Here is a 24,153-nt window from a genome sequence, read left to right on the forward strand (position 1 = left end):
CATTTCCGCGCCATCTTCGCCGAAGGTGCGTTCAACTCGGCTTTCCTTCCGGCGTGGACCACAACGGATGTGCGTGATGGAGATACGACCACCCTCGGAGGTCAGGTGCTCGGCTGGCTGATGCTGGCAAATTTCGCACTGCTCGCGCTTGCCGTGGGTGCCACCGGGTGGATGCTGAGCCTTCTGGCGCCGGGATTGTCGTCCACCGACCCGACCTGGCCGCTGACCATCACGCTGACGCGGATCACCTTCCCCTATCTTCTCTGCATGTCGCTGGTGGCGTTCCTTTCAGCTCTTCTGAACGCTCGGGACCGCTTTGCCGCCGCAGCCGGCGCGCCGGTCCTTCTTAACCTCTGCATGATCACCGCACTCCTTCTGGGGGATCACTTCCCGAGCACGCCCCATGCTGCGGCATGGGGCGTGCTGACAGCGGGTCTGGCACAAGTGGGGTTTCTTGCACTCGCGGTCGCCCGTGCCGGTATCGGCCTTCCTCGCCCGCGTCTTGGCCTTGCCCCGGAGACCCGGGCGTTCTTCCGCCGGCTCGGACCGGCTGTTCTGACCGCGGGCGCCCTCCAGATCGCCATCTTCGCCGATACCGTCATCGCCACGTTCCTGCCGACCGGGGCTCTGTCCCACCTCTACTACGCCGACCGTTTCTACCAGCTGCCCATTGGCTTGCTGGGCGTAGCCCTCGGCACGGTGATCCTGCCGGATATCGGCCGCCGCGCCGCGCTCGGGGATGATACGGGCATGCGCAGCGTTCTCGACCGGGCCCTGACGATCTGCCTTGTCGTCGGAGCTCCGATCACGGTGATCATGGCGCTGCTCGGCGACTGGGCGATCCAGATCCTGTTCGTCCGAGGTGCCTTCGGCCTCGAGGAGGCCCGTTCCTCCGCGCAGATCCTTGCCGCCTATGCCGTGGGACTTGTCCCAGCCCTGAGTGTGCGCTCCGCGGTTGCCGCCTTCCACGGGCGAGGCGACACCCGCACCCCGCTGAACCTTCTTGTCGCGGCCACGGCGGTCAACGTCGCGCTCAAGCTGGTGCTCGCGCCGGTTCTCGGAGCAGCGGGGCTCGCGCTGGCGACATCTGCCGGGGTCGGGCTCTACGCCGCACTACTGATCCGAACGGGACGACAAAGAGGCTATCTTCAGGGGCCGAAGGTCTCGATGGTTGTCGTGGTGCCCCTGACCGCCCTGAGCTCCGCTGTGGCGCTGCTTCGGTATCGTGTCGCGATCCTCGACGCAGCCTTGAACCTCTTCGGTCCGGTTGCTTTGCCGCTCGCCTTTCTGGGCACGGCCCTGGCGATAGCCGCGGTTCATGGTCTGGCGGCTTGGGCTGTGTCGACTTGGCAGCAATCGGCGCGCGCGCAGTGAACCGGTCCCCGGGAAATGTCTCGCTCATGATCGGACGAGGAGTGAGTGGCCTCTGAAGAAGCGTGCCCCGCTCAGGAGAATGCTGCGCGCGCGAGATCACGAACGTTCCCCTCGGTCAGAAAGGGGGCTCCTTCCTGCCATTCGCCGCAAGAGGTCCGAATGGCATGTGTGGATGGCTCCTGCATAGCAAGTCCAAAATGCGGCGTGGCGCACCTATCAAAAGCGGTCGTGTGTCCGGCCTGTTTGCGCGGTGCGTCTGACCGCTGGCCCTGATGGTTTCCGCGGACAAGGTCCCTATCGGCTTTCCGGGCTGTGGTGAAGCGCGTCGATCAGGATGAGAAGCGAGCGACAGTCTGGATGAGAAGCGAGGTTGTCGCGGCAGGTGTGAGCATCGCGGCGCTGGTCTTGCTATCTCGAATGCCGCGTCTCTCAGGCGGCGGGTTGAGCGTAGGGTCGGTTTTTCGTCAGCACGGCCCAGACGACCCGGGCGGTCTTGTTCGCCATGGCGACGGTGGCGAGGCGAGCGGGCTTTCGGTCGAGCAGATCCCTGAGCCACGGATCGCCGCGCTCCGGGTGGTTGCGGACCTGCTGGACGCGCGACGTCATGCCCACGACCAGCAACTGCCTCAGGTATCGGTCGCCCATCTTCGAGATTCCGCCGAAACGCTCCTTGCCCCCGCTGGATCGGTTCTTCGGCGTCAGGCCCAGCCAAGCCGCGAACTCGCGGCCGCTTCGGAACTGATGCCCGCTTCCGACCGTGGCAGCGATTGCGGAGGCCGTGATCGGGCCCACCCCGGGGATGGTCTGTAGCAACCGGACCTGGGGGTTTGCCCGGGCCTCGATCCTCAGTCGAGTCTCATACCATCCGATCCAGTTGTGCAGCGCCATCACCTGCCTGCAGAGCACACGAACGACATCCCGAGCGATCTCGGGGATCTCCGGCTGAGCGCCCTCAGTGACGTCCTTGGCATAGCCGAGTGCCTTGCCCAGACCCTTGGGAATGGTGATGCCGAATTCGGCCAGCAAGCCGCGGAGCATGTTGACCAGCTGCGTTCTCTGGCGCACCGCCAAATCGCGCGTGCGGTGAAGGCTGAGCAGCCTTGCTGATCCTCGGACTTGATCTCCACGAAGCGCGTCGTCGGCCGGGTCACCGCCTCGCAGATCGCTTCGGCATCGATAGCGTCCAACTTGCCCCGCTTGACATAAGGCTTCACGTAGATCGGCGGAATGAGCCGCACCTCGTGACCGAGCTTGGAGAGTTCCCGCGCCCAGTAATGCCCGGAGCTACATGCCTCGATGCCGACCAGGCAGGGCTCGAGACGCTCGAAGAAGGCCAGAACCTGCGCCCTCCGGAGCGGGCGGTTGAACACGACCTCACCCTGATCGGTGACGCCATGAACCTGAAAGAGAGTCTTGGCCAAATCCAGGCCGATGGTCGAAACTCTCATGGGTGGCTCCTCTCACATGCAGATCATGTCACCTGCACTATGGCGCATCGCGACGCCGGGGAGCAGGAGCCATCCACCCCATCGGGTTTGGACCGGATCACGTATACTCGGCGATGATTGCCCGCGTTGTCTGAACCGCCTTCGCCAGATCGGTCCTATCTGCCTCCTTAAGTCCCAGACTAGCCAGATCGACCGACAACTGATCGGACACTTCACCAACAGCAACGCGGGCAGCACGCCCTCGTGCGCGACGCGAATGCACGGGCTTTGGATGATGCGCCGGCGTGGTTGGGACCTCTGCCGTCACCGAAGCCGCTGGAGTCCCAGCCTCCTGCGCCCCTGCGCCCGCCCTCACTTCCTGCAGTTCCTGCTTCAGCTTCTCCACGGTCTCGAGTGTCTCTGACATCTGCCGATCCCGCCGCAGGCAGTCCTCATCCGGGTATGGGAAACTCCCGGCCTGACTGGCATGCAGCACCTTCAGCGCAGGGTCCTCAAAATACTTGATCCGCTGCGCCCGGATCGGCATCTGCGCGTCGATCACGAGGATCACCTCGTCGAGGTCCATGCGCCGGACCTGGTCCTCGGTCAGGAGCGGTGTATCCTCTGTCCGCTCGGAAACGCTGCGCCCCTCGAAGGGGTTGCGCCCGACCGCGCGAGATCGGGTCACCACGCGCTTGGTGGTTTTGCCAACAGCTTGGCTGAGCTCCTCGATGGTCTTCTGCTCGGACGGGGTGAGGTAGAGTTTCACGCCCGCGCCACCCTGCAGCGATCGGCGCGTATTTTCGCCATAGATCTCGTCCAGCGCCGGGATGGTCTGGGTGACGATGGCGAGGTTGCCGCCGAAGGAGCGCAGCGTCTTGATGCTCTCGGCGACGATCGGCATTTTCCCCAGCCGGTCGAATTCGTCGAGCATGATCATCACCGGCCATGGCTCGTCATCGCCCGGTTCCTGCGCCTGCAGCGAAGCGATCAGATCGGAGAAGAACAGCCGGATCAGCGGGGCGAGGGGGCGGATCATCTCGGACTCGATCACGAGATAGATCGCGTGGGGGCGCCGCCGGATATCTCGGAAGGAGAAGTCTGAGGTCGCGGTGGCCGCGTCGATGGCGCGGTTGTCCCAAGTGTCGAGGCCTGAGGTCATTAGGAGCGACAGATACGAGGTCAGGGTGTCATTGTTGGTCGAGGCCATGCGCTCGAAGATCAGCTTGGCCGACTTGTTCTTCACCTCCTGCGCACGTTTCAGGTATTCCTTCTGCTTGTCGCCCCCCGATGCGGTGATCCGGTAGATCTCACCGATGGTCGGCATCCCGCGCTCGAAGGCCAGAAGTCCGGCCGCGACGAAGAGATCTATCCCCCCGGTCAAGAGGCCGCTCAGTTTTTCGTTGTCGGTTTGCAAGAAAAGTTTGGCGGTGAGCTTCAACTCCATCTGCTGCCGATCGGGGTTGGTCATGGCGGCGATGCGCGCCAGCGGGTTGTAGCGGTGCGTCGGGCGGTCCCAGTCGGTCGGCGCGAACCGGAAGACCTTGTCGCCCATGCTGGCGCGGAAACGCGACGTCTCGCGGAAGTTCTCGCCCTTCACGTCCAGAACCACAGCCGAGCCTTTGTAGGTGAGCAAGTTCGGGATCACGAAGCCCACGCCCTTGCCCCGGCCCGTGGGCGCCACGATCAGCGCGTGCGGGAAGGTCTTCGAGACAAGGAAGGGGCGCTTCGATTTCGGAGGGCCGAGCTTGCCGAGAAGGAAGCCGCCGCCCGGTTTGGCGAAGAAGCCGTTGCGCTTCATCTCGCCCCGTGTCTGCCAATGGGTCGTGCCGAACCGGGTCAAGGGATCGCCCAGAAGCGTGACGCTGAGCATCAGCGCGGCGATCCCAAAGCCTGCGAGGATCAGGTTCACCCAGAGGAAGTCCGGCGGGGCGCTGATGCCGAGGACGCGATACTCGCGCGCGAGCAGGGTGACATCGAAGGCTTGCGTCGACAGTCCATAGCGAATGGTCAGGTAGCCCGTGGCCACGACATAGCCGATGGCGAGGCCGACTAGCGTCAGGCTCAGGATCCCGCCCGCGATCTTCCCCTTATCCATGGGTGATCCCCTTCTCGCCATGCGTTGCCGCGTGACGCGCGCGCTGCGCCTCGATCTGCTCTTCGGCCAGGGCATCCAGCACCCGCTCCATGGCGGCGGGGCCGTGCGCGGTCACTTCGCTGCTCTCGAGATAAGCCTTGGCGAGTTCCAACTGCCGCAGCGGGTGTTCGGTGAACTTCTCCAGCACATCCGCGTGCCCCGCGCGTAAGGCGGTCACCGCGTTCGGCGTAAGGTTGCGGTCGATCTGGGCGGCGAGGCGCTGCCCATCCGTCTCGGTGAGCGGCTTCACGTCCTCGGCTTCGGCACGCTGCAGGAACGTCAGCACACTAGGTGCGGTCTCAGCCATGAAACGCCTTTCGGCATAGTCCTGTCGCGCCTGATCCTCGATCTCAAAGCTCCGCTCGCTGATATAGGCGCGGGACGCCCCCATGGCGCGCAAGCGGTTGATTTCCTCCTGCACCGCCGCCCCGAACTCCTCGTCGGGCATCTCGGCGCGGTAGCGCGCGAGGGTGCGGTCGTCTTCCGTGATCGGCCCGAGATGCTGAATCGGATCACGCAGCACGAGGTCCATGTCGCCGGCGTGGAGTGTGCGGTCCTTTTCGTCGACGGCGAACTCCTGTGGCTTGCGGCTGTCAGTGATCTTGTCCCAGGCCATTGAGGCCAGTTCGGCATGATCGGGCGACCGTTGCGCGAAGGCACTGAAGGCGGCGCGGGCCTCTTCCACTTCGACAGCACCGGCCCTGCGCACGGAAGGACCGTCCGAGAAGGGGTGGTCGAAATCCGTTCGACGGAACTGGGCAATGAGCTCCTGGAAATCCCGGCGCTCGGATGGGGCGAAGATGTCGGGCTCGCCCGCCGTACGCTCGCGCTCCGGCAGCGTCACGCGCTCGGCCAAGGCAACCGGGTCATCCTTGGTGTCATCCACCTCATCGACGGCCCGCAAGATGCGCGCATCGGTCAGGGTGTCGCCTAAACGGACATGGACGGCTTCCAGCCGGTCCAGTGCTTCCTCGCGGTCCTCGCCTCTCTCCAGATCGAGATCGCCCGCCTTGGCGATGGCGCGCAGATCCTGTGCCAGCCACTGGCGCTCGAGGGCTGCATTGCCGGCACCCTCGCGTATGCGGGCGGCCAAGGCTTCGGGATCAATGCCGGTGCCCTGCAGCGCCTCGGTGAGACGCGCCTTTACTGCTTCATCATCGAGGCGCGCGAGCTGGTCCTCGCGCATGTTGCCCCGGGCATAGACGCCGTCCCGGGACGGCGCGTCGAGGAGTGCAGCAGAGCGGTCGCCGAGCGGGTTTAGATGCGCGACAGAGGCCAGCACATCGGCAAGCTTGCGCTCGATCTCCGGCCGCTCGACCGTGGGCGCCCGGTCGATAGCCGCTTCGATCTGACGGATGTTCTGGGAAAACTCGGTGATCAGCGTGTCGAACGCCGTTTCGTCTTGGGACATATAAGTGGCTCCGTCAGATTGGACCTGACCGCCACTGGCAAGGATGGTGCTGGCCCGCTCGAGCGCCTCGGCCACGTCATCGAAGTTCGACCGGGACGCCTCTGCGGCCAGACCCCGGTAGGTCAGGGCATTGCGCGCCACCGTCTCCAGGGCTGCGGCGAGATCAGCCCCTGTGCGTTGCCGCTCGACGGGGGGCCGGCCTTCGTCACGGGCCTTGTAGACCTCGTCGATCTCGGCGCGGTAGGTCGTGACCCCCCGGTCGAGACGCCGTGTCGCCTCGAGCCGGATCCCGTGGACCTGTGCCGCCTCGACCATCGCCGCCCGGAAGGCATCGTAGTTGAAGTGGTGATCCTTCCCGAGAAAGAACATTTCGCCATCCTTGCTGCGGCGGTTCAGAACGATATGCGCATGTGGATGCGCGCGATCTTGGTGTATTGCAGCAATATAGTCGAATTGCGATCCCTCACCTTGAAAGAACCGCTCGCAGACGGCTTCCGTGATCGCGCAGACCTCCTCGCCGCTGGTGCCGACGGGAAACGCCATCAGCAGATGCGAGGTATGGCCAAGCTTCGGGCTGTGCCGCTCACCCCACTGGTTCTCAAAGCGCCGCACGACCCGGTCGATCTCGGCCTCGGTCAGAGTCTTCTTGCCGTCATGGGTACCACGGCTGTCGAGGATATGGCTCGACTTGGTGGTGAGGTAGGTCAGCTGAGCCTTCAGCTGCGCACCCGTGTGACACCCGCCTTTCGAGATGGGCTTGAAGATGGCAGGCGAATAGCCGCGCGCCGCTCGGACCATCTGCGCCTTCCTGGCGAGCCCCTGCCAACTGCCCGAGACCCGGCTCCAGTCACGATCGAAGAGGGCGGGCCCAACACCGCGCGCCTCACTCCGCGCCATATTCGGCCACCTGCTCCGCTTCCTGCCGCGCCAGACCGGCGAGCGCCTTGGTAACCTCGAGGTCCAGTTCGCGACGCCGCGCGCGGAACATCTCCTGGATCTGGTCGGCCATGTCGAAGACGAGCACCGCGAGGTCACGGATCTCGGCATGGCTGGCGGGGGTATAGGGCAGACGTTCGCCCTTGAGCTTTGCCTCGTTCAGGCGGCGCGCGACCTGGTTCACGTTGTTGCCGACCCGGTTCAGCGCCGCGCTCAACCCTTTCAGCTCATCCGTCATGCCCTCATCCGGGCGCAGGAGATCGTCCGCGGCCAGCATCAGGCAGCGCATGGCGTCCGAACGATGCGAAATCCCGCGCCGCGCAAGGGCTGCATCGAAGCCGCGAAGGTCGCGGTCGGTGACGCGCATGGTCAGCACGCGGGTGCGGCTGTCGTTGGCGGAGACGGCGGAACGTCCTCGGCGGAGGACGTTGTAGACGGTCTTGGGCGAGACCTTCAGCACAGCGCTGATCGCACTGACCGAGACGCCTTTCGCCCGTTCCCGGACGATCTGACGGCGCTCCTGATCGGTCAGTCTGCGACTGCTGCCCATGTGAAGTATACGTTCCTATTTCTTGCCAACTTCGTACAAGCCCGCCTTCTCCCAGCACAAGCGGAGGAGGTATCAAGGGCTTGTACTCAATGTAGAAAATCGGCCTCTGGGGCCGATTCGACGTCCTTTGTCAAATGCAGCGCGCAACGCGCTCAATGCACCGCGTCCCGCGTTTCCTGCATCGCGTATCGCGTCCTTTGGACTGCGTTTTGCGCGCCCTGCAGCACGGCGTATGGCAAATGTCAGATGGCCCGTGCCGCCCGCATCGCGCCTGGTGCCGGATGGTCCACGTCCCGTGCAGAATGTGTCGTGTTTTCTGCGTTGCGGACTATGGCCGATGTCGAATGTCGCGCGGCATCTGGGGACTGCATCGCGCGGACGGGAGGACGACAGTTGCTAGGTGCAGCGTGCAGCGTGCCTTCCGTCCCCAGCGCGATGCACGCTGCGCCTCGCATTCCGCCAGAGGGAGCCCGCATCCCGTCTTCCGCTTGACGCCATCGCGCACGGGGGTTAGCGACAAAGAAGTTTCTTTGTGGCATTTCACTACTTTTGCGAGAGGTCCCCTCATGCCGAACGACAGTCTCGTGGTGGTCGCCGCGATGGCCCGGAAAGGGGGTAGTGGCAAGACCACGCTCTCGCGCGCCCTGATCAGTGCTGCCGTTGCCGCCAGGCGTCGCGTCCTCTTGATAGATACGGACAGCACTGGCGTGCTCGGCACTTGGCACAAGCGGGCTGAGGCTGCAGGTCTGGGATCACCACTCTTGCGCTCGGCGACCGTCGAAAGCGTGGGGGCCGTGGATCGCAGGATCGAGCAAGTCTATGCTGCAGACTCGGCGGATTTCGTCTTCATCGACACGGCAGGCGTCGGCGCGGAATGGTCGGACGGGATCGCCGTTCTCGCCGATCACATCGTGACGCCGGTCATGCTGTCGACCTCGGATTTCGATGTCGGCGCGCAGACGGCAGACTGGTTCGAGAAACTCCGCGCCCGCGTCGATGACCCCGCCAGTCTGCCGCGCCACCATGTCGTTCTGAACATGGTCGATCCTAAGGCCACGCGTGCAGATGCCGCCCTCATCGAGGCGGCAATCGGGCGGTTTCCGGTCGTCGAGACCGTGATGATGCGCCGCAATGTCTACAAAGAGATGGACGAGAAAGGTCTCCTGCACGCTGTGGCGCTGCAAAAGCAGGCCGATCCCAACCCCCTCATGCGGCCGCATGTGCGCCATGTGGTCGAGGCCCTCGAAGAGGCGACCGACATCCTCAACAACATTCTGGCCGCATGAGGACGGGTTTGTGAGGAAGAAAATCCCAACCATCACGCGGCCCGATCCGACCTATGCTGCATCACTGCGCCCAGAGGTGGAAGAAGACCCGGGAGGGGAAGAGGTGCGGCGCGCGGAAGCGATGCCAGAGCCTGCGAACGTGGAGCCTGTGTCAGTGGGAGATCACCGCGCCGCGTCCCCAAATCCGCAGCCTGAGCGTCCGCCTCAGCCCAGACAGGAGACGGGCGCAGGGGCGGCGCCTGCGCCCTGGGCATCTCCAACCCGCCTGCGACGCAGTCCGACGACGCGCAAGATCGACATACGGGTGAATGCGCTGGAACGGCAGGAAGATGCCCTGATCGATTGCGGCGTCGATCCTGCCCACGTCATCCGCGCCGCCCTGCGCCGCGCGGTCAAGAACTGGGAGCTCGAGCCTGACTTCGTCGCCCCCTCAGAAGAGAAGCGGACGCGGATCACCGAATGGCGCGCACGAACATCATTGGCCGTCGACGCCAGCGCGGTGAGCGCCCTCCTGCGCGCCTATGACCCGCTCGACGTACTAAGCAAATGGACTCTGATCCGCGGGCAGCTGGAGCCCCGTGTCTGGGCCGAAATTGACGCCATTCTCGATGAGATCGCCGACCGTGCAGCAGCGCCACAAGAGGTGCCGGACGAACCAAGAACGTAGGGACAAGACCCAAACACTTACTATTCTTGTATATATTTCGGATTTTCGCCTTGAGGTTGTGGCCTCTGCACGTTATCCGTTCATTAAGCTATTGAAACGCCTACCACATCTCCGGTGTCTGGTCTGTTAAAAAGGAGCGCATCATGACCCCCAAAACCCGCCTCACCGGCGAACCGATCATGCGCATCCTATGTAAGAAGTCCAACACGCTGGTCGGCTACCTCTACCAATGGAACAACGGCGACCTGCAGCCCGCCTGGCTGGAGTCCGCCACGGCCGAAGTGCGGTACGAACCTATCGCGGCCGCCGCCTGACACACTAAAGAGCCCAACCTGACGGGCCTCGGACACGTCGAGGTCACCATACCGAGACTTCCACTTGATGGGATGAACGGCTCTCCCGCTCAGGACACAGGATCAGGGTGTTGGAGATGCAGCTGCCCCGAACCTTAGGCCGCCCGGTTCTGGAATATCCGAGCTCGATCACGCTGGCGGGCCGGATGCGCCGGCGGACCGGGCTTCGGAGAGCTGCGGCCCCGCGCCGTGCTTGTCACCGGCGGCGCGCGCCACTGGGAACCAGTGGTAGGCGAGCGCGGAGCGGACGACGCAAGTTGACCCGCACTCAGCGCTGAAGATGCGCTCGCTTCGAGAGCTCATCCACGCTGAAACCGCAACGCATGAGCGTCCGGCGAAACGGGGCAAGACCACTTCAGCAGTCTTGCGCTAGGCAGATTCTCGATCTCGCGCCGCTCGCGCCACCATCAAACATGTGTTGCCGCAAGGACGCTGTTGCGAGCCATCTCCACAAACTCGCCATAAACTTCTCGTTGTTCATGTTAGTGCTCGCGCGAGAGTCGGCTAGTCGTTACACACATGGGATAGAGTATATCTCCTGCTGAGAATGTGCGCCCATTTAATTCTTATATTGGCGCGGCGGCAACGCTAACCCTCATAATAGTGGACTGCTGGAGAATATCGTGGATCGACCCGAGGAATTCTTTTTGCGGATGATACTTCTCATCCCAACGGCATTAATTCGGAAATCCCCGATGAACCGCGAAATCCCAATATAAAACTAAGAGGTTAGAGCTACCACCAATTCGCCCACGTAATTCAATGAGGGCCCGCATTTTTTCCGGGCCTTCTAAAGATATGCCTTTTCAGCCCCATTACACAAACAAGCGTTCATACGCGTAACGTCCACCCCGAGTAAATGAGTAAGTACCGAGATGAACACGACTACTGGAACAATCCTTTCTTACAGCGTCAATAACTGGCCCTGGGCCCAAATGGCCTTGGCTCCAGATGGGTCATTTTATGCTGTTATGGACGACAATAACGCATCTGGCGCTGAACGTGGAATTGCCGTAGTTCGTTACGATCCCAACACTCAGTCGTGGCAAGAATTCGCATCATTCACGCCGAGTGACGCTGGCGTTTCAGGATTCTCAGATGATCTCGACATAGCATTTTCAAGCGATGGAAACCTCCATGTCGTTTTCAAGCATTATATTGGGACCGGCGTTTCAAGCACTCGTGGAGTTATGTACGGGGAGTTCGATGGCTCTTCTTGGAACTTCCAAGCCGTAGAACAAGCGAGTAGCTCAAATGGCGGGATCAACATGGACAATCCTCGAATTCTTGTGGATTCGAGCGATACAGTTCACATCACATATGAATACACCGACAGCTCGACATCGAACCGAACGCAAGCCATTCGATATGCAACAGAATCTGTATCAAGCTTAGAACTTCAGACACCATTTTCCTGGTCTGGCGAAACCGCCTCCGGAATCAACGAGGTTCACAATCCTATTCTCTTTGAGAACGAGAGCGGCACAATAACAGTTCTCTATCTTTATGAGGATAACTTCAACGGCTCGGGAAATCTCTATGCACAGGAGCTAACCTCAGGCGGTTCCTGGTCGTCTCCGCAGTTACTGGATGGAACTCCAGGACAGGAGAATCCTAACTACTACTCTTTCTTCGGCTCCGGTGCTGATAACTCGGTGCATGTGTTCTATATCGAAGGTGGTAGCTGGAATACCGGCGGCACCCTTTACAGCATGAACAACTCATCTGGAGACTTTCAATCTCAGATTGTTTTGCCCGGCATCTCCAACGTATACAGCGTTGGAGGTTTCCAGGAAGTAGATGGAACCGAGTACCTGCATGTAACACTTCTGAATAGTTATGACCCGGACACCTACACCGCGGACCTCTCGGGGTATCTCTACTCAAGAGCATCCAGCGGTGGCGCTTGGTCGCAGGTTCTGGAGATTCAAGGAGGTGGTGCTGACACGGATTTCTTGGTGAATGGATCCGGTCAAGTCATGTTCATATTGTCGGACGAGTTGGGGTCAGGTCCGGGCGGGAATGGAAATGCTGTAAACTTTGCAACAGCCGAGATTTCGACGAATTCAACTCCTGTGGTAGCTTCTACTGGAGGTGACGCTTCTTTCTTGGAGGGATCTGGGCCTGTTACAGTCGACCCCACCCTGACAATCACTGACGATGACGGAGACAGCATCACCGGCGCTACCGTTTCAATTACAAGCGGGTTTGACTTGGGGAATGATGTTCTGTCCATTACGGACGGATCAGGCATCTCGTCTAGCTACAATGCCGGGACGGGCGTTCTTTCCCTGACCGGCACTGCCGCGGCCGCCAGCTATCAGTCAGTTCTGCGGACCTTGGTGTTCAACAACACGAGCGACAATCCTTCCGTTACGGCTCGAGAGCTGACCTACAGCGTTACAGATGCCGGTTCAGGCAACGCTGGGGTCTCAACGCAAGGCATCGTGATCACTCCGGTGAACGACGATCCCACTCTGACTGGTCTTCCAGGATCGGTGACGTTCGCTGAGGACGTTACCAAGGGGCTCGACCTTTCGACGGTCACGTTTCTTGATGTGGACTCAGGTGGTGGAAGCATCACTCTTACGCTTTCGGCGAATGCGGGAATAATGTCGGCGACAAGCGGTGGTGGCGTCACCATCGGGGGGTCGGGCACTGGGACGCTGTCTCTGACTGGCTCAGCAGCTAGCCTCGACGCATACCTAAACGCTCCGTCGAATATCCAATATAGTCCGCCCGCGAATGCGAACGGCACGAACGTCGCGACCATCACGTTTACGGCGAACGACGGAGGCAACACCGGAACCGGCGGCGGCGGAAATGTGGCCCTCGGTACGGTGAGTGTGAACGTTACGCCCGTCAACGACGCACCCACGGGCGCGGTGACGATCTCCGGCACCGCCACCCAGGGCGAGACCCTGAGCGCCTCGGACACGCTGGCGGACGTGGACGGGCTTGGCACGGTCACCTACCAGTGGCAGCGCGACGGGGTCGACATCACCGGTGCCACCGGCGGGACGTATACCCTGACGCAGGCCGATGTCGGCACCGCGATCACGGTGGTCGCCTCCTACACCGACGACGGCGGCGCGAACGAAAGCGTCACTTCCGGCGCGACCTCGGCGGTCACGAACGTCAACGACGCACCCACCGGCGCGGTGACGATCTCCGGCACCGCCACCCAGGGCGAGACCCTGAGCGCCTCGGACACGCTGGCGGACGCCGACGGGCTCGGCACGGTCACCTACCAGTGGCAGCGCGACGGGGTCGACATCACCGGTGCCACCGGCGGGACGTATACCCTGACGCAGGCCGATGTCGGCACCGCGATCACGGTGATCGCCTCCTACACCGACGACGGCGGCGCGAACGAAAGCGTCACTTCCGGCGCGACCTCGGCGGTCACGAACGTCAACGACGCGCCAGTAGTAACCGGCGATTTCCACGGCGCGGTCACCGAGGGCAATGTTGGCGACACGAGCATCGCCACCGGTAGGCTGGCAATCGCCGATGTAGACTTCGACGAAACACCAGACTTCGCCGATATTGCCTCCACAGTAGGTGACAATGGCTTCGGCAGCTTCACTTTGGTCTCAGGTACCTGGACCTATACGCTCGACCAGACGAGAGTGCAGGGCCTGGACGACGGAGACACAGTCAACGATCATATCACCTTCGTCGCCAGCGACGGGACGACCCAGCTGGTGACAATCGCGATTACGGGGACCAACGATGAGGCTATCGTCTTGGGGACGACGGCTGGCGCGGTGACTGAGGGCAGCCTCGATGACCTCGCCTCCACCACGGGAACCATAACGATCGCGGACTTGGATGGCGACGATACGCCCTATTTTGCTGACGTGGTCTCAACATCCGGCGACAATGGCTACGGGTCCTTCACGCTGGTGTCGGGAAGATGGACCTACACGCTGGACCAAAGCACGGTCCAAAGCCTCGACACTGACGACAGTGTCACCGACACGATCACCTTCATAGCGACCGACGGGACGTCACAGACAGTGACAGTTGAAATTGCCGGCATGGACAGCCCGCCTCAATACACTGTTCCAGAGGTAACCGTCATTCCCCTTGAGGGAGAAGCCATCGTCATCGATCTCTCGGAGGGTGCCATTGATCCAGAGGGGATGGCTATCACAGCATCGAACGTGATGATCACCTCCGACCGGCGAAGTGATATCGCATTCAGCCTTGGAACAAACGGTCGACTTTTCCTCGACCCCGCGCTTTTTGCTGCACTTCCCGATGGTGCAACGGAGCGGCTGACGGTGAGCTTCGAGCTCTCTGACGGATCTCAAACGACGGAAGTGACAAGGGACGTCCTGATTGAAGGGCGCAATGCTTCGCCCTTGGCTGGGAATGACCGTTTCATGCTGCCTGGCAGCACCTCCGCATTTGAAGGAAACCTACTGGCGCCAAATGGTGAGTTGGCAGATTCTGACCCGGAAAGTAGCGCCCTGAAGATTATAGAAGTCGCTGGAACACCTGTTGAAGCGTCTGGTCCGACGACGGTGGCACTTCCCTCAGGAGCGAGCTTGACGATCTGGGCGAATGGACACTTCGTCTATGATGCCGGAGAGGGCGGGACGGTCGCACCGCGATCCGAAACCTTCTCCTACGTCATCTCCGACGAGAATAATGCTAGCGATACAGGAACTGTCTCAATCACATTCAGTGCGGGGTTCGGCAGCTTGAACAGCCGCAGCTTCGTTCTTTCACTATCCGATCTGCGGGATGACACCACTCTTGATGCGGTGACGCCGGGGGCGAAGCTGGTATTCGACATCCCCGGTCTCGGGACAGACAATTTCGCTTTCACGACAACGGATACCGGATTCGAAATCTCCGTCGACAGCAACGGAGATGGTGCGTTTGACAGCACAGTGGTGCTCGCGACAGATGGCATTGGGGGCGGCCTCCTGATCAGTGAATTTAGCTCGGACACTGCACCTCAAGTCATCATTGACTACGTGCCCGACGCGCCAAACGTATCCGAAAAGCAGGAGATCGATCCAAATCTAATCAACGGCCTGACAGCAATGTCATTTCTAACTGGAAACGGAGTCCGAGGATATGAGGTGACGTTCGACCGGAATGATGCTGGTTTGGCAAGCGCAGTCGGAGCCTACGTCGTCGCAGCCGATGGCTCAATCGGCGAGGTAGTAATCCTGTTCGACAATACGCAGACGGCGACTCCAGGTTCGACGGCGACCATCGATCCGCTGGCGGAAGGTGAACAGCTCGGCCTCTTCCTCGTAACCGGTGGTGCAGGGTTGGGAAACACCGATGCGTTCGAGTTTGTTCGCTCCGACGACTACGAGGCACCGGCTTCCGCTCACATCAGCGACATGCCAATCCTCGTGGCCGACGGCGACATCGTGACAAATAATGTCTTTCACGCCTTCTCGCATCTCAATCCAGATGGTGCTTTCATGGTGTGGAGCGCACTACAGGAGGACGGCAGCGGCCTTTCCATTGGATTCGAGGATCTGCTGCTTGACCGATCCGATCGGGACTACAATGATGTGCTTGTGTCAATTGATGTTCTATGACAGCGCATAAAGGTTCCCTATCTCCGGGCGTTGCTTCATGGCCGTCATCTCCCTCAGCTCCGTGCCGCCGCGGTTTCCGCGGCTGCACGACACCCTTGATACCATTCTCACGCAGCGCAGGCATGACCTTGAAATTTGGTTGAACATACCCCGAGCCTATCGTCGGTTTCCGGATTGGGATGGAAGCGTGCCCCGTGTCGATCGTCGGATCAGAATTATCCGTGCAGAAGAGGATCTCGGTCCGGCAACTAAAGTTTTGCCAGCCGTGACTGAACTACGCGGGTCAGATGATCAGATCCTATTCTGCGACGATGACCGTCTGTATGAACCTGATTGGGCACAGCGATTACTTCATGAACAGTCCCTGCGCCCCGAAATGTGCGTGGCCGCCATCGGCCGCCACCTTTCCGATGTTGTTCCGGAGGCTTCTGATCGACTACTTGGTCAGAGGGCCATCCTTGGCCCTGTGCGGGACACCCGCTATACCATGCAGAGGTTATGGCAACGGCTACGTGAGCACCGCAACATCGAAACGACGGCAAAACCCGCAAAACCCCGGGTGAAGCGCGCTGGGTTTACCGAAATCTTACAAGGGTTTGCCGGTGTAGTGATCCGCCCGAGCTTCTTCGACGACGCGGCATTCACGACCCCGACCCCTTTGATTGCTGTGGACGATATCTGTCTCTCTGGTCACTTGGCACGACGCGGGGTGCCAATCTGGCTGCCTGCTGGAATAAGAGTAGCTCGACGATCTCAGAACCATCAGGTGGAAGCCTTGAAGGATCAAATAGTCGAAGGGATGATCAGGCAGGAGCTCGATCGTTTAGCAGTAGCATATTTTCAAGAAAAGCATGGAATTTGGCTATAAAGAAATTAGGAGCCCTTTAGTATAATTTTGAGGCTCCGAGTAAGGTATGATCTGCCAGTGAATTTTTATTTGGCCGCGTCCAGATGCTAATTAGCGCACGCCGATGGGTGCAGATTGAGCAATCGCCTGATGTACGGAGCCCTCATCTCGCGCAGCGGGTGGGGGGGGGTGACCTTAGTCTCCACGCATATCCTTGATCGCGCGCCGTTCTCTCAAATCCAGATCGGTATGCGACATCTCCGTTTTCCCTGCTTGTCAGCAAAATAGGGGGTCTGTCGCAACCCAGGCTAGAATATGCCAAAACGCCATGTGTAAACGCCATTCAGAAATGTCGCTCTGATCGCAAAGCAGAAATGTCATCCCGTGCGCTGCGGAAGCGCAGCCGGGCAGGGCGGAGACCTCAAGTATCGGAGCCCTGATCGGCTGCGCAGGCCTGCCGCTCCGCGCGCTTCTTCTGGTAGTAGGGTCCATCAGCGATGGTCGCCCGGAAGACTTGCGTCCGGACTTCTCGTATTTGGTCCGCTGCTTGCCGGCGCGACGCCTCTTCGGCGGAGCGTTGTCCTGCTCGGCCTTGATGTGTTCGAGCACCGCGCTCAGGTGCTTGTTCTCGGTGATCGCGGCATGGGTCACGCGCTGATCCTTGTCGAAGACACGGAACGGCAGCGGCACACCTTTCCAGCGGAACTCGAGGCGGCCATCGGCGAACTCGTAGCTGTCGACGTATTTGCCCGGCAGGCCCCGGCTGAGCTCGGTCTCCTTGAGAATGATGCGCTTGCGGTCGTAGGAAAACGCGAGCTGCTGACCGACATAGCGCTCATCGCGCAGGCACAGGATCTCCCGCAGCCGGTCCGGTTCTACGTTGAGCGCACGATGAAAGTTGTCGGGGCGATGCGGACGCTTGGCGAAGCGGGCGTTGTGGCGGGCCATGAAGCCCGGAAGGAAGGTGTTCGCCGCGGCGATGTCCGAGATGCGAGCCAGCCGCAGCTCCTTGACCAGTCGGTCCTGCAGGGTTCGGTTCGCACGTTCGACGCGGCCCTTGGCCTGGCTCGAATTGGCGCAGAGGATCTCGATGTTGAGCGCGTTCAGCGCCCGGCCGAACTGGGTCTCGCCGTGGCCGGACGTCGCGGCCTGGTTGGTGACGCGGAACACCGTGTGCTTGTCGGAATAAAATGCGACCGGCCGGCCGTGCGCGAGCAGGTATCCCTCGAGCGCGTCGAAATAGCTGAACGTGCTCTCGGAAGGCACGAAGCGCAGCTGCATCAGCGTTCCGGTCGCATCGTCGATGAACACCAGGAGTGTGCAGGCCGGAGCACGGTCCTCGAACCAGCGATGGTCGGAGCCATCGATCTGGACGAGTTCACCGTAGCACTCCCGGCGCAGGCGCGGCTGGTGAAACGTCCGGCGCTGCTTACGTGACAGCCAGAGCCCGTCCTCGACCATCCACTTCCGCAACGTCTCGCGCGAGACCGTCAAACCGTGGTGTTCGGCCAGCATCTCGGCCGCCAGCGTCGGGCCGAAATCCGCGTAGCTTTCCTTGATCACGCTCAGCGCAAAATCGCGCTTGGCCGGATGGATGAGATTGTTCGGCGCGCGGCCGCGGGATTTGTGGCGTATCGCCGATGCGCCGTCAGCACGATACCGCTTCAGCAATCGGAACATCTGCCGCCTCGACAGCGCGAGGTTGTTCGCACCAGCCTCGACGCTCAGGCTACCGTCGTCGACCTGCGCAAGAATTTCGATCCGCCGCATCTCGCGCTTGCTCATCATCACCCATCCCATGCCCGAACTCTCCGCCAAGCTTCACCGTGGAGGAGAGTGACACTTCTGCTTTGCGCACGGGTGACATTATCGGTTTGCGGCTACAGCGGTGTTGCGCGTAATAACTGTTATGTATTTAAGTACACCGTGCGGAGACTCCGGCACTCGCTTCCACCGGACACTTGGGCAGGTGCTTATGTCTGAGTTGGAGATCATCACTGATGGCTGCCGTCGCCACCGCTTGCCTGTTGCGGCACCGCGACCTTCGGAACGCAGTCTGGTCGAGGGCTTTGCCCCCTCCTCACTTCGCCCGCAGGCTCTCGGCATCCTGCTCTAGGAACCAGTCGTAGGTGCCGCGGATGCCCTCCTCGAGGCCGATCGACGCGGTCCAGCCGAGCCGGGCGAGGCGGCTCACGTCCATGAGCTTGCGCATGGTGCCGTCGGGCTTCGTCGTGTCGAAGGACAACCTGCCCTCGTAGCCCGTCACCCGCGCCACCGTCTCGGCCAGTTCGCGGATGGTCACGTCGCTGCCGGTCCCCACGTTGATGTGGCTCAGCATCGGCCGGGTCTCGCGCGCATAGGTGGCCTGGTCGAGGTCCATCACGAAGAGCGAGGCCTCGGCCATGTCATCCACGTGCAGGAACTCGCGCCGGGGCGTGCCGGTGCCCCAGATCACCACCTCCTCGCGGCCCTCGCGCGCGGCCTCGTGAAAGCGGCGGATGAGCGCGGGCAGGACGTGGCTGTTCTCGGGGTGGAAGTTGTCGCCCGGCCCGTAGAGGTTCGTGGGCATGACCGAGCGGTAGTCGACCCCGTATTGCCGGTTGTAGCTCTCGCAGAGCTTGATGCCGGCGATCTTGGCGATGGCGTAGGGCTCGTTCGTGGGCTCGAGCGTGCCCGTCAGGAGCGCGTCCTCGGCCATGGGCTGGGGCGCTTCCTTCGGATAGATGCACGACGAGCCGAGCTGCAGGAGCCGCGTGACCCCGGAGGCGTAGGCCTCGTGGATCACGTTGCACTCGATCATCAGGTTCTCGTGGATGAACTGCGCGGGGTAGGTGTTGTTGGCCTGGATGCCGCCCACCCTGGCCGCCGCGAGGATCACCGCGTCGGGCCGCTCCTCTCGGAAGAAGGCGCGCACCGCCGCCTGGTCGGTCAGGTCGAGCTCCGCGGAGGTGCGGGTGACGAGCGTGTCGGTGCCGCGCGCCTCGAGGCGGCGCAAGATCGCGCCGCCGACCATGCCGCGGTGGCCTGCCACGTAGATCTTCATGAGGGGCCTCCCCGGGGCTGTGGGATCAGTTCTCGATGCTCACCGGCACGGCGTAGCCGTGGCTCTTCAGCAGCGCGTGGCGGCGGGCGGTCCTGAGGTCCTCGGCGACCATCTCGGCGCACATCTCCTGCGCCGTGATCTCGGGGGTCCAGCCGAGCTTCTGCTTGGCCTTCGACGGATCGCCAAGCAGCGTCTCGACCTCGGCGGGGCGGAAATATTTCGGGTCGATCCGCAGGATGACGTCGCCGGCCTTGACCGCCGGCGCCATGTCGCTCGTCACCCGCGCGACGGTCGCGACCTCGTCCACCCCCTGCCCCGTGAACTCGAGCTCGATGCCGAGCTCGCGCGCCGACCAGGTGATGAACTCGCGCACCGAATATTGCAGGCCGGTGGCGATGACGAAGTCCTCGGGCCGGTCCTGCTGCAGCATCATCCACTGCATGCGGACATAGTCCTTGGCATGGCCCCAGTCGCGCAGCGCGTCGATGTTGCCCATGTAGAGGCACTGCTCGAGCCCCTGGGCGATGTTGGCGAGCCCGCGGGTGATCTTGCGGGTCACGAAGGTCTCGCCGCGGCGCGGGCTCTCGTGGTTGAAGAGGATGCCGTTGCAGGCATAGATCCCGTAGCTCTCGCGGTAGTTCACCGTGATCCAGTAGGAATAGAGCTTGGCCACCGCGTAGGGGCTGCGGGGATAGAACGGCGTCGTCTCCTTCTGCGGCGTCTCCTGCACGAGCCCGAAGAGCTCGGAGGTCGAGGCCTGGTAGAAGCGCGTCTTCTTCTCGAGCCCTAGGAAGCGGATCGCCTCGAGGAGCCTCAGCGTGCCGATGCCGTCCACGTCCGCGGTATACTCCGGCGCCTCGAAGCTCACCGCCACGTGCGACTGGGCGCCGAGGTTGTAGACCTCGTCGGGCTGCACCTCCTGGATGATGCGCGTCAGGTTCGAGGTGTCGGTGAGATCCCCGTAATGCAGCCGCAGGCGCGGATTGGGATTGTGCGGGTCCTCATAGATGTGATCGATCCGCTGGGTGTTGAACAGCGAGGCACGGCGCTTGATGCCATGCACCTCGTAACCCTTCTCGAGCAGGAACTCGGCGAGGTACGAGCCGTCCTGGCCGGTAATGCCGGTGATCAGGGCTGTCTTGGTCATGAAATTCCCTCTGGCAGAGCGTAGGCGACTCATAGGCAAAGCGAGGGTACTGCGCAACGGGCGCAAGGCAACGGACGCAGGAGGAGGCCCCCGTTAAGCCCCCGCCGCGCACATCTTGCGGCATCCTTCCCGAGCGCAGCGGACCGCCCCCATGCCCGAGATCTCGCCCCGCCTGAGCCTGCCCTACCTCATGCCCGCGCAGGCGCAGAAGCATGTGACCCACAACGAGGCGCTGACGCGGCTCGACATCCTCGTGCAGCTCATGGTCGAGGCCTTCGACGCGACCGTCCCCCCCGAGACGCCCGAGAACGGCATGGCCTGGGCGCTCGGCACGGGTGCGGCGGGCGCCTGGAGCGGGCGGGACGGGCTCCTCGCCGCCTGGGTGGACAATGCGTGGCTGTTCCTCGCCCCCGCCGAGGGCTGGCTTGCCTGGGACCGCGCCGAGGGCCGGATCCGCGCCTTCGCGGGCAGCGGCTGGCAGGTGCCGGGCGCGGTGCCCCAGCAGGTCGCGCGCCTCGGCATCGGCACGGCGGCGGATGCCGCGAACCGCCTCGCGGTGGCCTCCCCCGCGACGCTTCTGACCCATGCCGGCGCCGGTCACCGGGTGAGCGTGAACAAGGCCGCCACGCCCGAGACCGCGTCGGTCATCTTCTCCTCGGACTGGACCGGGCACGCGGAACTGGGCCTCTCGGGCGGCGACGATCTGACGGTCCGCACGAGCGCGGACGGCACGGCCTGGACCACGGCGCTCACCGTCGCGCGGGGCACCGGCGCGGTCGGCATCGGCATCGCCGCCCCGGCACGGCCCCTGCACGTGGACCGCGTCCTGCGGATCGAGCCGGGAGCCGCGCCCGCCTCCCCCGCGGCGGGCGATCTCTACTTCGACGCCGCAACCGCCAAGCTGCGCTGCCACGACGGCACCGCCTGGCGCGACCTCTTCTGAAAGGGCGCCACGCGGGCCCGTCCCGCGCCGCGTGATCGAGGGCGGGCGGGGGCCCGCGCGCGGGGGCGAAAGCCTTTGCCTTCGGGGGGCCGCGTTGCTAAGGCACGCCGGACGAAAATGGCTGGAACGCATTCATGTCATCGGTTTCGGGCGACCCGCTCGCGCGCCTGCTGCGTTTTTTCCGCATCTTCCTGCTGACCCGCCAGGAGTACCGCATGCTGCGCGCGGTGCGGGGATCGGGGATGTTCGACCCGGTCTACTACCGGGGCGCCTACCCGCTGATCCACCCGGTCTTCCACCGCTTCCCACTGCGCCACTACATCGTCTTCGGCGAGAAGCGCGGCTTCCGGCCGAACCCCGACTTCTCGCCCGCGGCCTATCTCCGCTACAATCCGGACGTCGCCCAGAGCGGCGTGTCGCCCTTCCACCACTGGGTGGCGGGCGGACACCGCGAGGCGCGGGTCCACAAGGAACTGCCCAAGGTCGAGGACCTGCCCGAGACGCTGACCCCGCGGCTGCGCTTCGAGCAGGAGCGTGCGACCGCGCGCTACGCGGTGGTGATGCATGTCTACTACCCTGACCTCTGGCCCGAATTCGCCGAGACCCTGCGCCGGCTCACGCTCGATTTCGACCTCTACGTCACGCTGACCTACCGCGGCGACGAGACCGAGGATCTGGCCCGGGAGGTCCGCGGCGAGTTTCCCCGCGCGACGGTGATCCCGCTCGAGAACCGCGGCCGCGACCTCCTGCCCTTCCTGACGCTGGTCAATTCCGGCGCGCTCGACCCCTACGAGGCGGTCTGCAAGATCCATACCAAGAAGTCGCCGCACCGCGAGGACGGCGATCACTGGCGGCGCCACCTGATCGACGGCGTGCTGCCCGAGGAGGGGCTCGAGACCCTGCTCGAGACCTTCCTCGCCGATCCCGACGCGGCCTTCTGGGTGGCCGACGGACAATATTACGCCGACACGAAATGGTGGGGGTCGAATTTCGAGATCACCCGCGCGCTCCTGCGCCGGATCGAGATCGAGATCGACCGCGCGCGGCTGAGCTTCCCCGCGGGATCGATCTACTGGCTGAAGCCCCTGATGCTGGGGCTCCTGCGCCGCATGGCGCTGAACGCCGACCAGTTCGACCGCGAGGAGGCGCAGGTCGACGGCACGCTCGCCCACGGGCTCGAGCGCGCCATGGGGCTGATCGCCGAGGCCGCGGGCCAGACGGTGCGGCAGACCACCGAGCTGCGCGAGGCGGCCCTGTCCCGGACGCCCCCCCGGGACCTGCCCCGGCCCTCCTTCGTGTCGGCCTTCTACCTGCCGCAGTTCCATCCCGTGCCCGAGAACGACCGCTGGTGGGGCCGGGGCTTCACCGAGTGGCGCGGCACCGTGGCCGCACGGCCCATGTTCGAGGGCCACACCCAGCCGATGCTGCCGGCGGATCTGGGCTTCTACGACCTGCGCGTGACCGAGACGCTGGGTGCCCAGGCCGAGATGGCGCGCACGGCCGGCATCGACGCCTTCTGCGTCTACCATTACTGGTTCGACGGCCGGCGCATCCTTGAGGCACCGCTCGACCGGCTGCTCGATCGCCCCGAGGTCGACTTTCCCTTCTACCTCTGCTGGGCGAACGAGAGCTGGCGGCGCAACTGGGACGGCCTCTCGGGCCAGGTCCTGATGCCGCAGACCTATGCCGAAGGGTTCGAGGACGCGCTCGTCACCGACAGCCTGCCCTACATGCGCGACGCCCGCTATTCCCGCCCCGACGGGACGCGGCCGCGCTTCGTGATCTACCGTCCCGAGGACATGCCCGATCCGGCAGGCAGCGTGGCGCGGATGCGCGCGGCCTGGCAGGCGGCCGGCATCGGCGCGGTCGAGCTCGGCGCGGTGCGCTTCCACGTCGAGGGCGAGAACCCGGTCGCCGACGACCTCTTCGACTTCTGGATCGAGATGCCGCCGCACGGCATCGTCCGCGAGAAGGACTACCTGTTCGGCGGCCCCAAGGGGAACCGGCTCGACCGCGACGTGCACCCGGGCTTCCGCGGGCTGGTCTACGACTACGAGGGCGTGATCGCGAACGCCACCGACCCGGCCTACCTGCGCGGCCTGCCCGCGCACACCATCGCCGGGGCCATGCCGTCCTGGGACAACAGCGCCCGCCGCGGCGCCGAGGCCCACATGGCCTACGGCGCCAACCCCGCCGCCTTCTCGCGCTGGCTGACCGTCATCCGCGAGAAGCGCCTCGCCCGGTCCTACCGGGGCGAGCTGTTCCTCAACGCCTGGAACGAATGGGCCGAGAAGGCGACGCTCGAGCCCAGCACCAATTGGGGTGATCTCTACCTGCGCGTGCTCGCGACGCATCTTGCACCCGGAACCGGGAGCGACGCCCAGACCGAAGCCTCCCTGCCCGCCGTGCCGGCGGCGCAACGGAGCGGGTGAACGCCATGTCCAAAGTCGTGCTGCACA

General features: G+C 63.2%; 13 protein-coding genes and 2 pseudogenes. 8 read left to right on the forward strand and 7 right to left on the reverse strand.

Translation table 11 applies throughout. The features are described from left to right. Positions 1 to 1,374, forward strand: a 1,374-nt coding sequence (gene murJ / locus RISW2_RS20585; RefSeq protein WP_043774601.1) for a murein biosynthesis integral membrane protein MurJ, incomplete at its 5' end; no start/stop codon positions are given. A 429-nt stretch (positions 1,375 to 1,803) separates the two neighbouring features. Here the strand turns inward: murJ and RISW2_RS20590 are convergent. From RISW2_RS20590 to RISW2_RS20605, 4 genes and pseudogenes are all read right to left on the reverse strand, one after another. Continuing rightward, a pseudogene (locus RISW2_RS20590) lies at positions 1,804 to 2,822 on the reverse strand (IS110 family RNA-guided transposase). 97 nt (positions 2,823 to 2,919) lie between these two features. Then, the gene (locus RISW2_RS20595; RefSeq protein WP_043774604.1) at positions 2,920 to 4,899 is read right to left on the reverse strand and encodes a type IV secretory system conjugative DNA transfer family protein; all 1,980 of its coding nucleotides are present in this window, start codon (positions 4,897 to 4,899) and stop codon (positions 2,920 to 2,922) included. Further along, complete coding sequence (locus tag RISW2_RS20600) at positions 4,892 to 7,147, reverse strand: relaxase/mobilization nuclease domain-containing protein (RefSeq protein ID WP_244437697.1); 2,256 nt, start codon at positions 7,145 to 7,147, stop codon at positions 4,892 to 4,894. Before RISW2_RS20600 ends, RISW2_RS20595 begins: the two co-directional genes overlap by 8 nt. A gap of 85 nt (positions 7,148 to 7,232) precedes the next feature. Continuing rightward, positions 7,233 to 7,835, reverse strand: coding sequence for a helix-turn-helix domain-containing protein (locus RISW2_RS20605; RefSeq protein ID WP_043774608.1), 603 nt, complete (start codon positions 7,833 to 7,835; stop codon positions 7,233 to 7,235). A 566-nt stretch (positions 7,836 to 8,401) separates the two neighbouring features. Here RISW2_RS20605 and RISW2_RS20610 point away from each other — a divergent pair. From RISW2_RS20610 to RISW2_RS24735, 5 genes are all read left to right on the forward strand, one after another. Continuing rightward, positions 8,402 to 9,121 (forward strand): ParA family protein, encoded by a 720-nt coding sequence (locus RISW2_RS20610; RefSeq protein ID WP_043774611.1) that lies wholly within the window; start codon positions 8,402 to 8,404, stop codon positions 9,119 to 9,121. Positions 9,122 to 9,425: 304 nt separating this feature from the next. Next, positions 9,426 to 9,788 (forward strand): hypothetical protein, encoded by a 363-nt coding sequence (locus RISW2_RS25715; protein WP_244437699.1) that lies wholly within the window; start codon positions 9,426 to 9,428, stop codon positions 9,786 to 9,788. A gap of 143 nt (positions 9,789 to 9,931) precedes the next feature. Beyond that, positions 9,932 to 10,102 carry a hypothetical protein gene (locus RISW2_RS24730; protein ID WP_156943921.1) on the forward strand — a complete coding sequence of 57 codons (171 nt, stop codon included), beginning with the start codon at positions 9,932 to 9,934 and terminating at the stop codon, positions 10,100 to 10,102. A 914-nt stretch (positions 10,103 to 11,016) separates the two neighbouring features. Next, positions 11,017 to 15,714, forward strand: coding sequence for a VCBS domain-containing protein (locus tag RISW2_RS24270; protein WP_084615504.1), 4,698 nt, complete (start codon positions 11,017 to 11,019; stop codon positions 15,712 to 15,714). Positions 15,715 to 15,751: 37 nt separating this feature from the next. Further along, positions 15,752 to 16,582: a glycosyltransferase family A protein gene (locus tag RISW2_RS24735; protein WP_156943922.1), complete on the forward strand. Its 831-nt coding sequence runs from the start codon at positions 15,752 to 15,754 to the stop codon at positions 16,580 to 16,582. 465 nt (positions 16,583 to 17,047) lie between these two features. Here RISW2_RS24735 and RISW2_RS20625 read toward each other — a convergent pair. The 3 genes and pseudogenes from RISW2_RS20625 to gmd form a co-directional block, all read right to left on the reverse strand. After that, positions 17,048 to 18,361: pseudogene (locus tag RISW2_RS20625) on the reverse strand (ISNCY family transposase); the annotation flags it as partial. Between the two features lie 280 nt (positions 18,362 to 18,641). Continuing rightward, positions 18,642 to 19,604: a GDP-L-fucose synthase gene (gene fcl, locus RISW2_RS20630; RefSeq protein WP_043774616.1), complete on the reverse strand. Its 963-nt coding sequence runs from the start codon at positions 19,602 to 19,604 to the stop codon at positions 18,642 to 18,644. 25 nt (positions 19,605 to 19,629) lie between these two features. Then, a complete protein-coding gene (gene gmd, locus RISW2_RS20635; RefSeq protein WP_043774619.1) occupies positions 19,630 to 20,751 on the reverse strand; it encodes a GDP-mannose 4,6-dehydratase in 1,122 nt (373 codons plus the stop codon). Between the two features lie 151 nt (positions 20,752 to 20,902). Here gmd and RISW2_RS20640 point away from each other — a divergent pair, with 151 nt between their 5' ends. Next, entirely contained in the window at positions 20,903 to 21,694 is a 792-nt protein-coding gene (locus tag RISW2_RS20640; RefSeq protein ID WP_043774622.1) for a DUF2793 domain-containing protein, read from the forward strand. Positions 21,695 to 21,828: 134 nt separating this feature from the next. Further along, positions 21,829 to 24,126 carry a glycoside hydrolase family 99-like domain-containing protein gene (locus RISW2_RS20645; protein WP_084615505.1) on the forward strand — a complete coding sequence of 766 codons (2,298 nt, stop codon included), beginning with the start codon at positions 21,829 to 21,831 and terminating at the stop codon, positions 24,124 to 24,126. Positions 24,127 to 24,153: the final 27 nt, after the last annotated feature.

This window comes from Roseivivax isoporae LMG 25204 (assembly GCF_000521865.1).
Lineage (GTDB): Bacteria > Pseudomonadota > Alphaproteobacteria > Rhodobacterales > Rhodobacteraceae > Roseivivax > Roseivivax isoporae.

Bases quoted from the DNA above. Each gene is read 5' to 3' on its own strand.
- RISW2_RS20595 (WP_043774604.1), bottom strand. From the start codon at position 4,899: ATGGATAAGGGGAAGATCGCGGGCGGGATCCTGAGCCTGACGCTAGTC.
- RISW2_RS20600 (WP_244437697.1), bottom strand. From the start codon at position 7,147: ATGGTCCGAGCGGCGCGCGGCTATTCGCCTGCCATCTTCAAGCCCATC.
- RISW2_RS20605 (WP_043774608.1), bottom strand. From the start codon at position 7,835: ATGGGCAGCAGTCGCAGACTGACCGATCAGGAGCGCCGTCAGATCGTC.
- RISW2_RS20610 (WP_043774611.1), top strand. From the start codon at position 8,402: ATGCCGAACGACAGTCTCGTGGTGGTCGCCGCGATGGCCCGGAAAGGG.
- RISW2_RS24730 (WP_156943921.1), top strand. From the start codon at position 9,932: ATGACCCCCAAAACCCGCCTCACCGGCGAACCGATCATGCGCATCCTA.
- RISW2_RS24270 (WP_084615504.1), top strand. From the start codon at position 11,017: ATGAACACGACTACTGGAACAATCCTTTCTTACAGCGTCAATAACTGG.
- RISW2_RS24735 (WP_156943922.1), top strand. From the start codon at position 15,752: ATGGCCGTCATCTCCCTCAGCTCCGTGCCGCCGCGGTTTCCGCGGCTG.
- fcl (WP_043774616.1), bottom strand. From the start codon at position 19,604: ATGAAGATCTACGTGGCAGGCCACCGCGGCATGGTCGGCGGCGCGATC.
- gmd (WP_043774619.1), bottom strand. From the start codon at position 20,751: ATGACCAAGACAGCCCTGATCACCGGCATTACCGGCCAGGACGGCTCG.
- RISW2_RS20640 (WP_043774622.1), top strand. From the start codon at position 20,903: ATGCCCGAGATCTCGCCCCGCCTGAGCCTGCCCTACCTCATGCCCGCG.
- RISW2_RS20645 (WP_084615505.1), top strand. From the start codon at position 21,829: ATGTCATCGGTTTCGGGCGACCCGCTCGCGCGCCTGCTGCGTTTTTTC.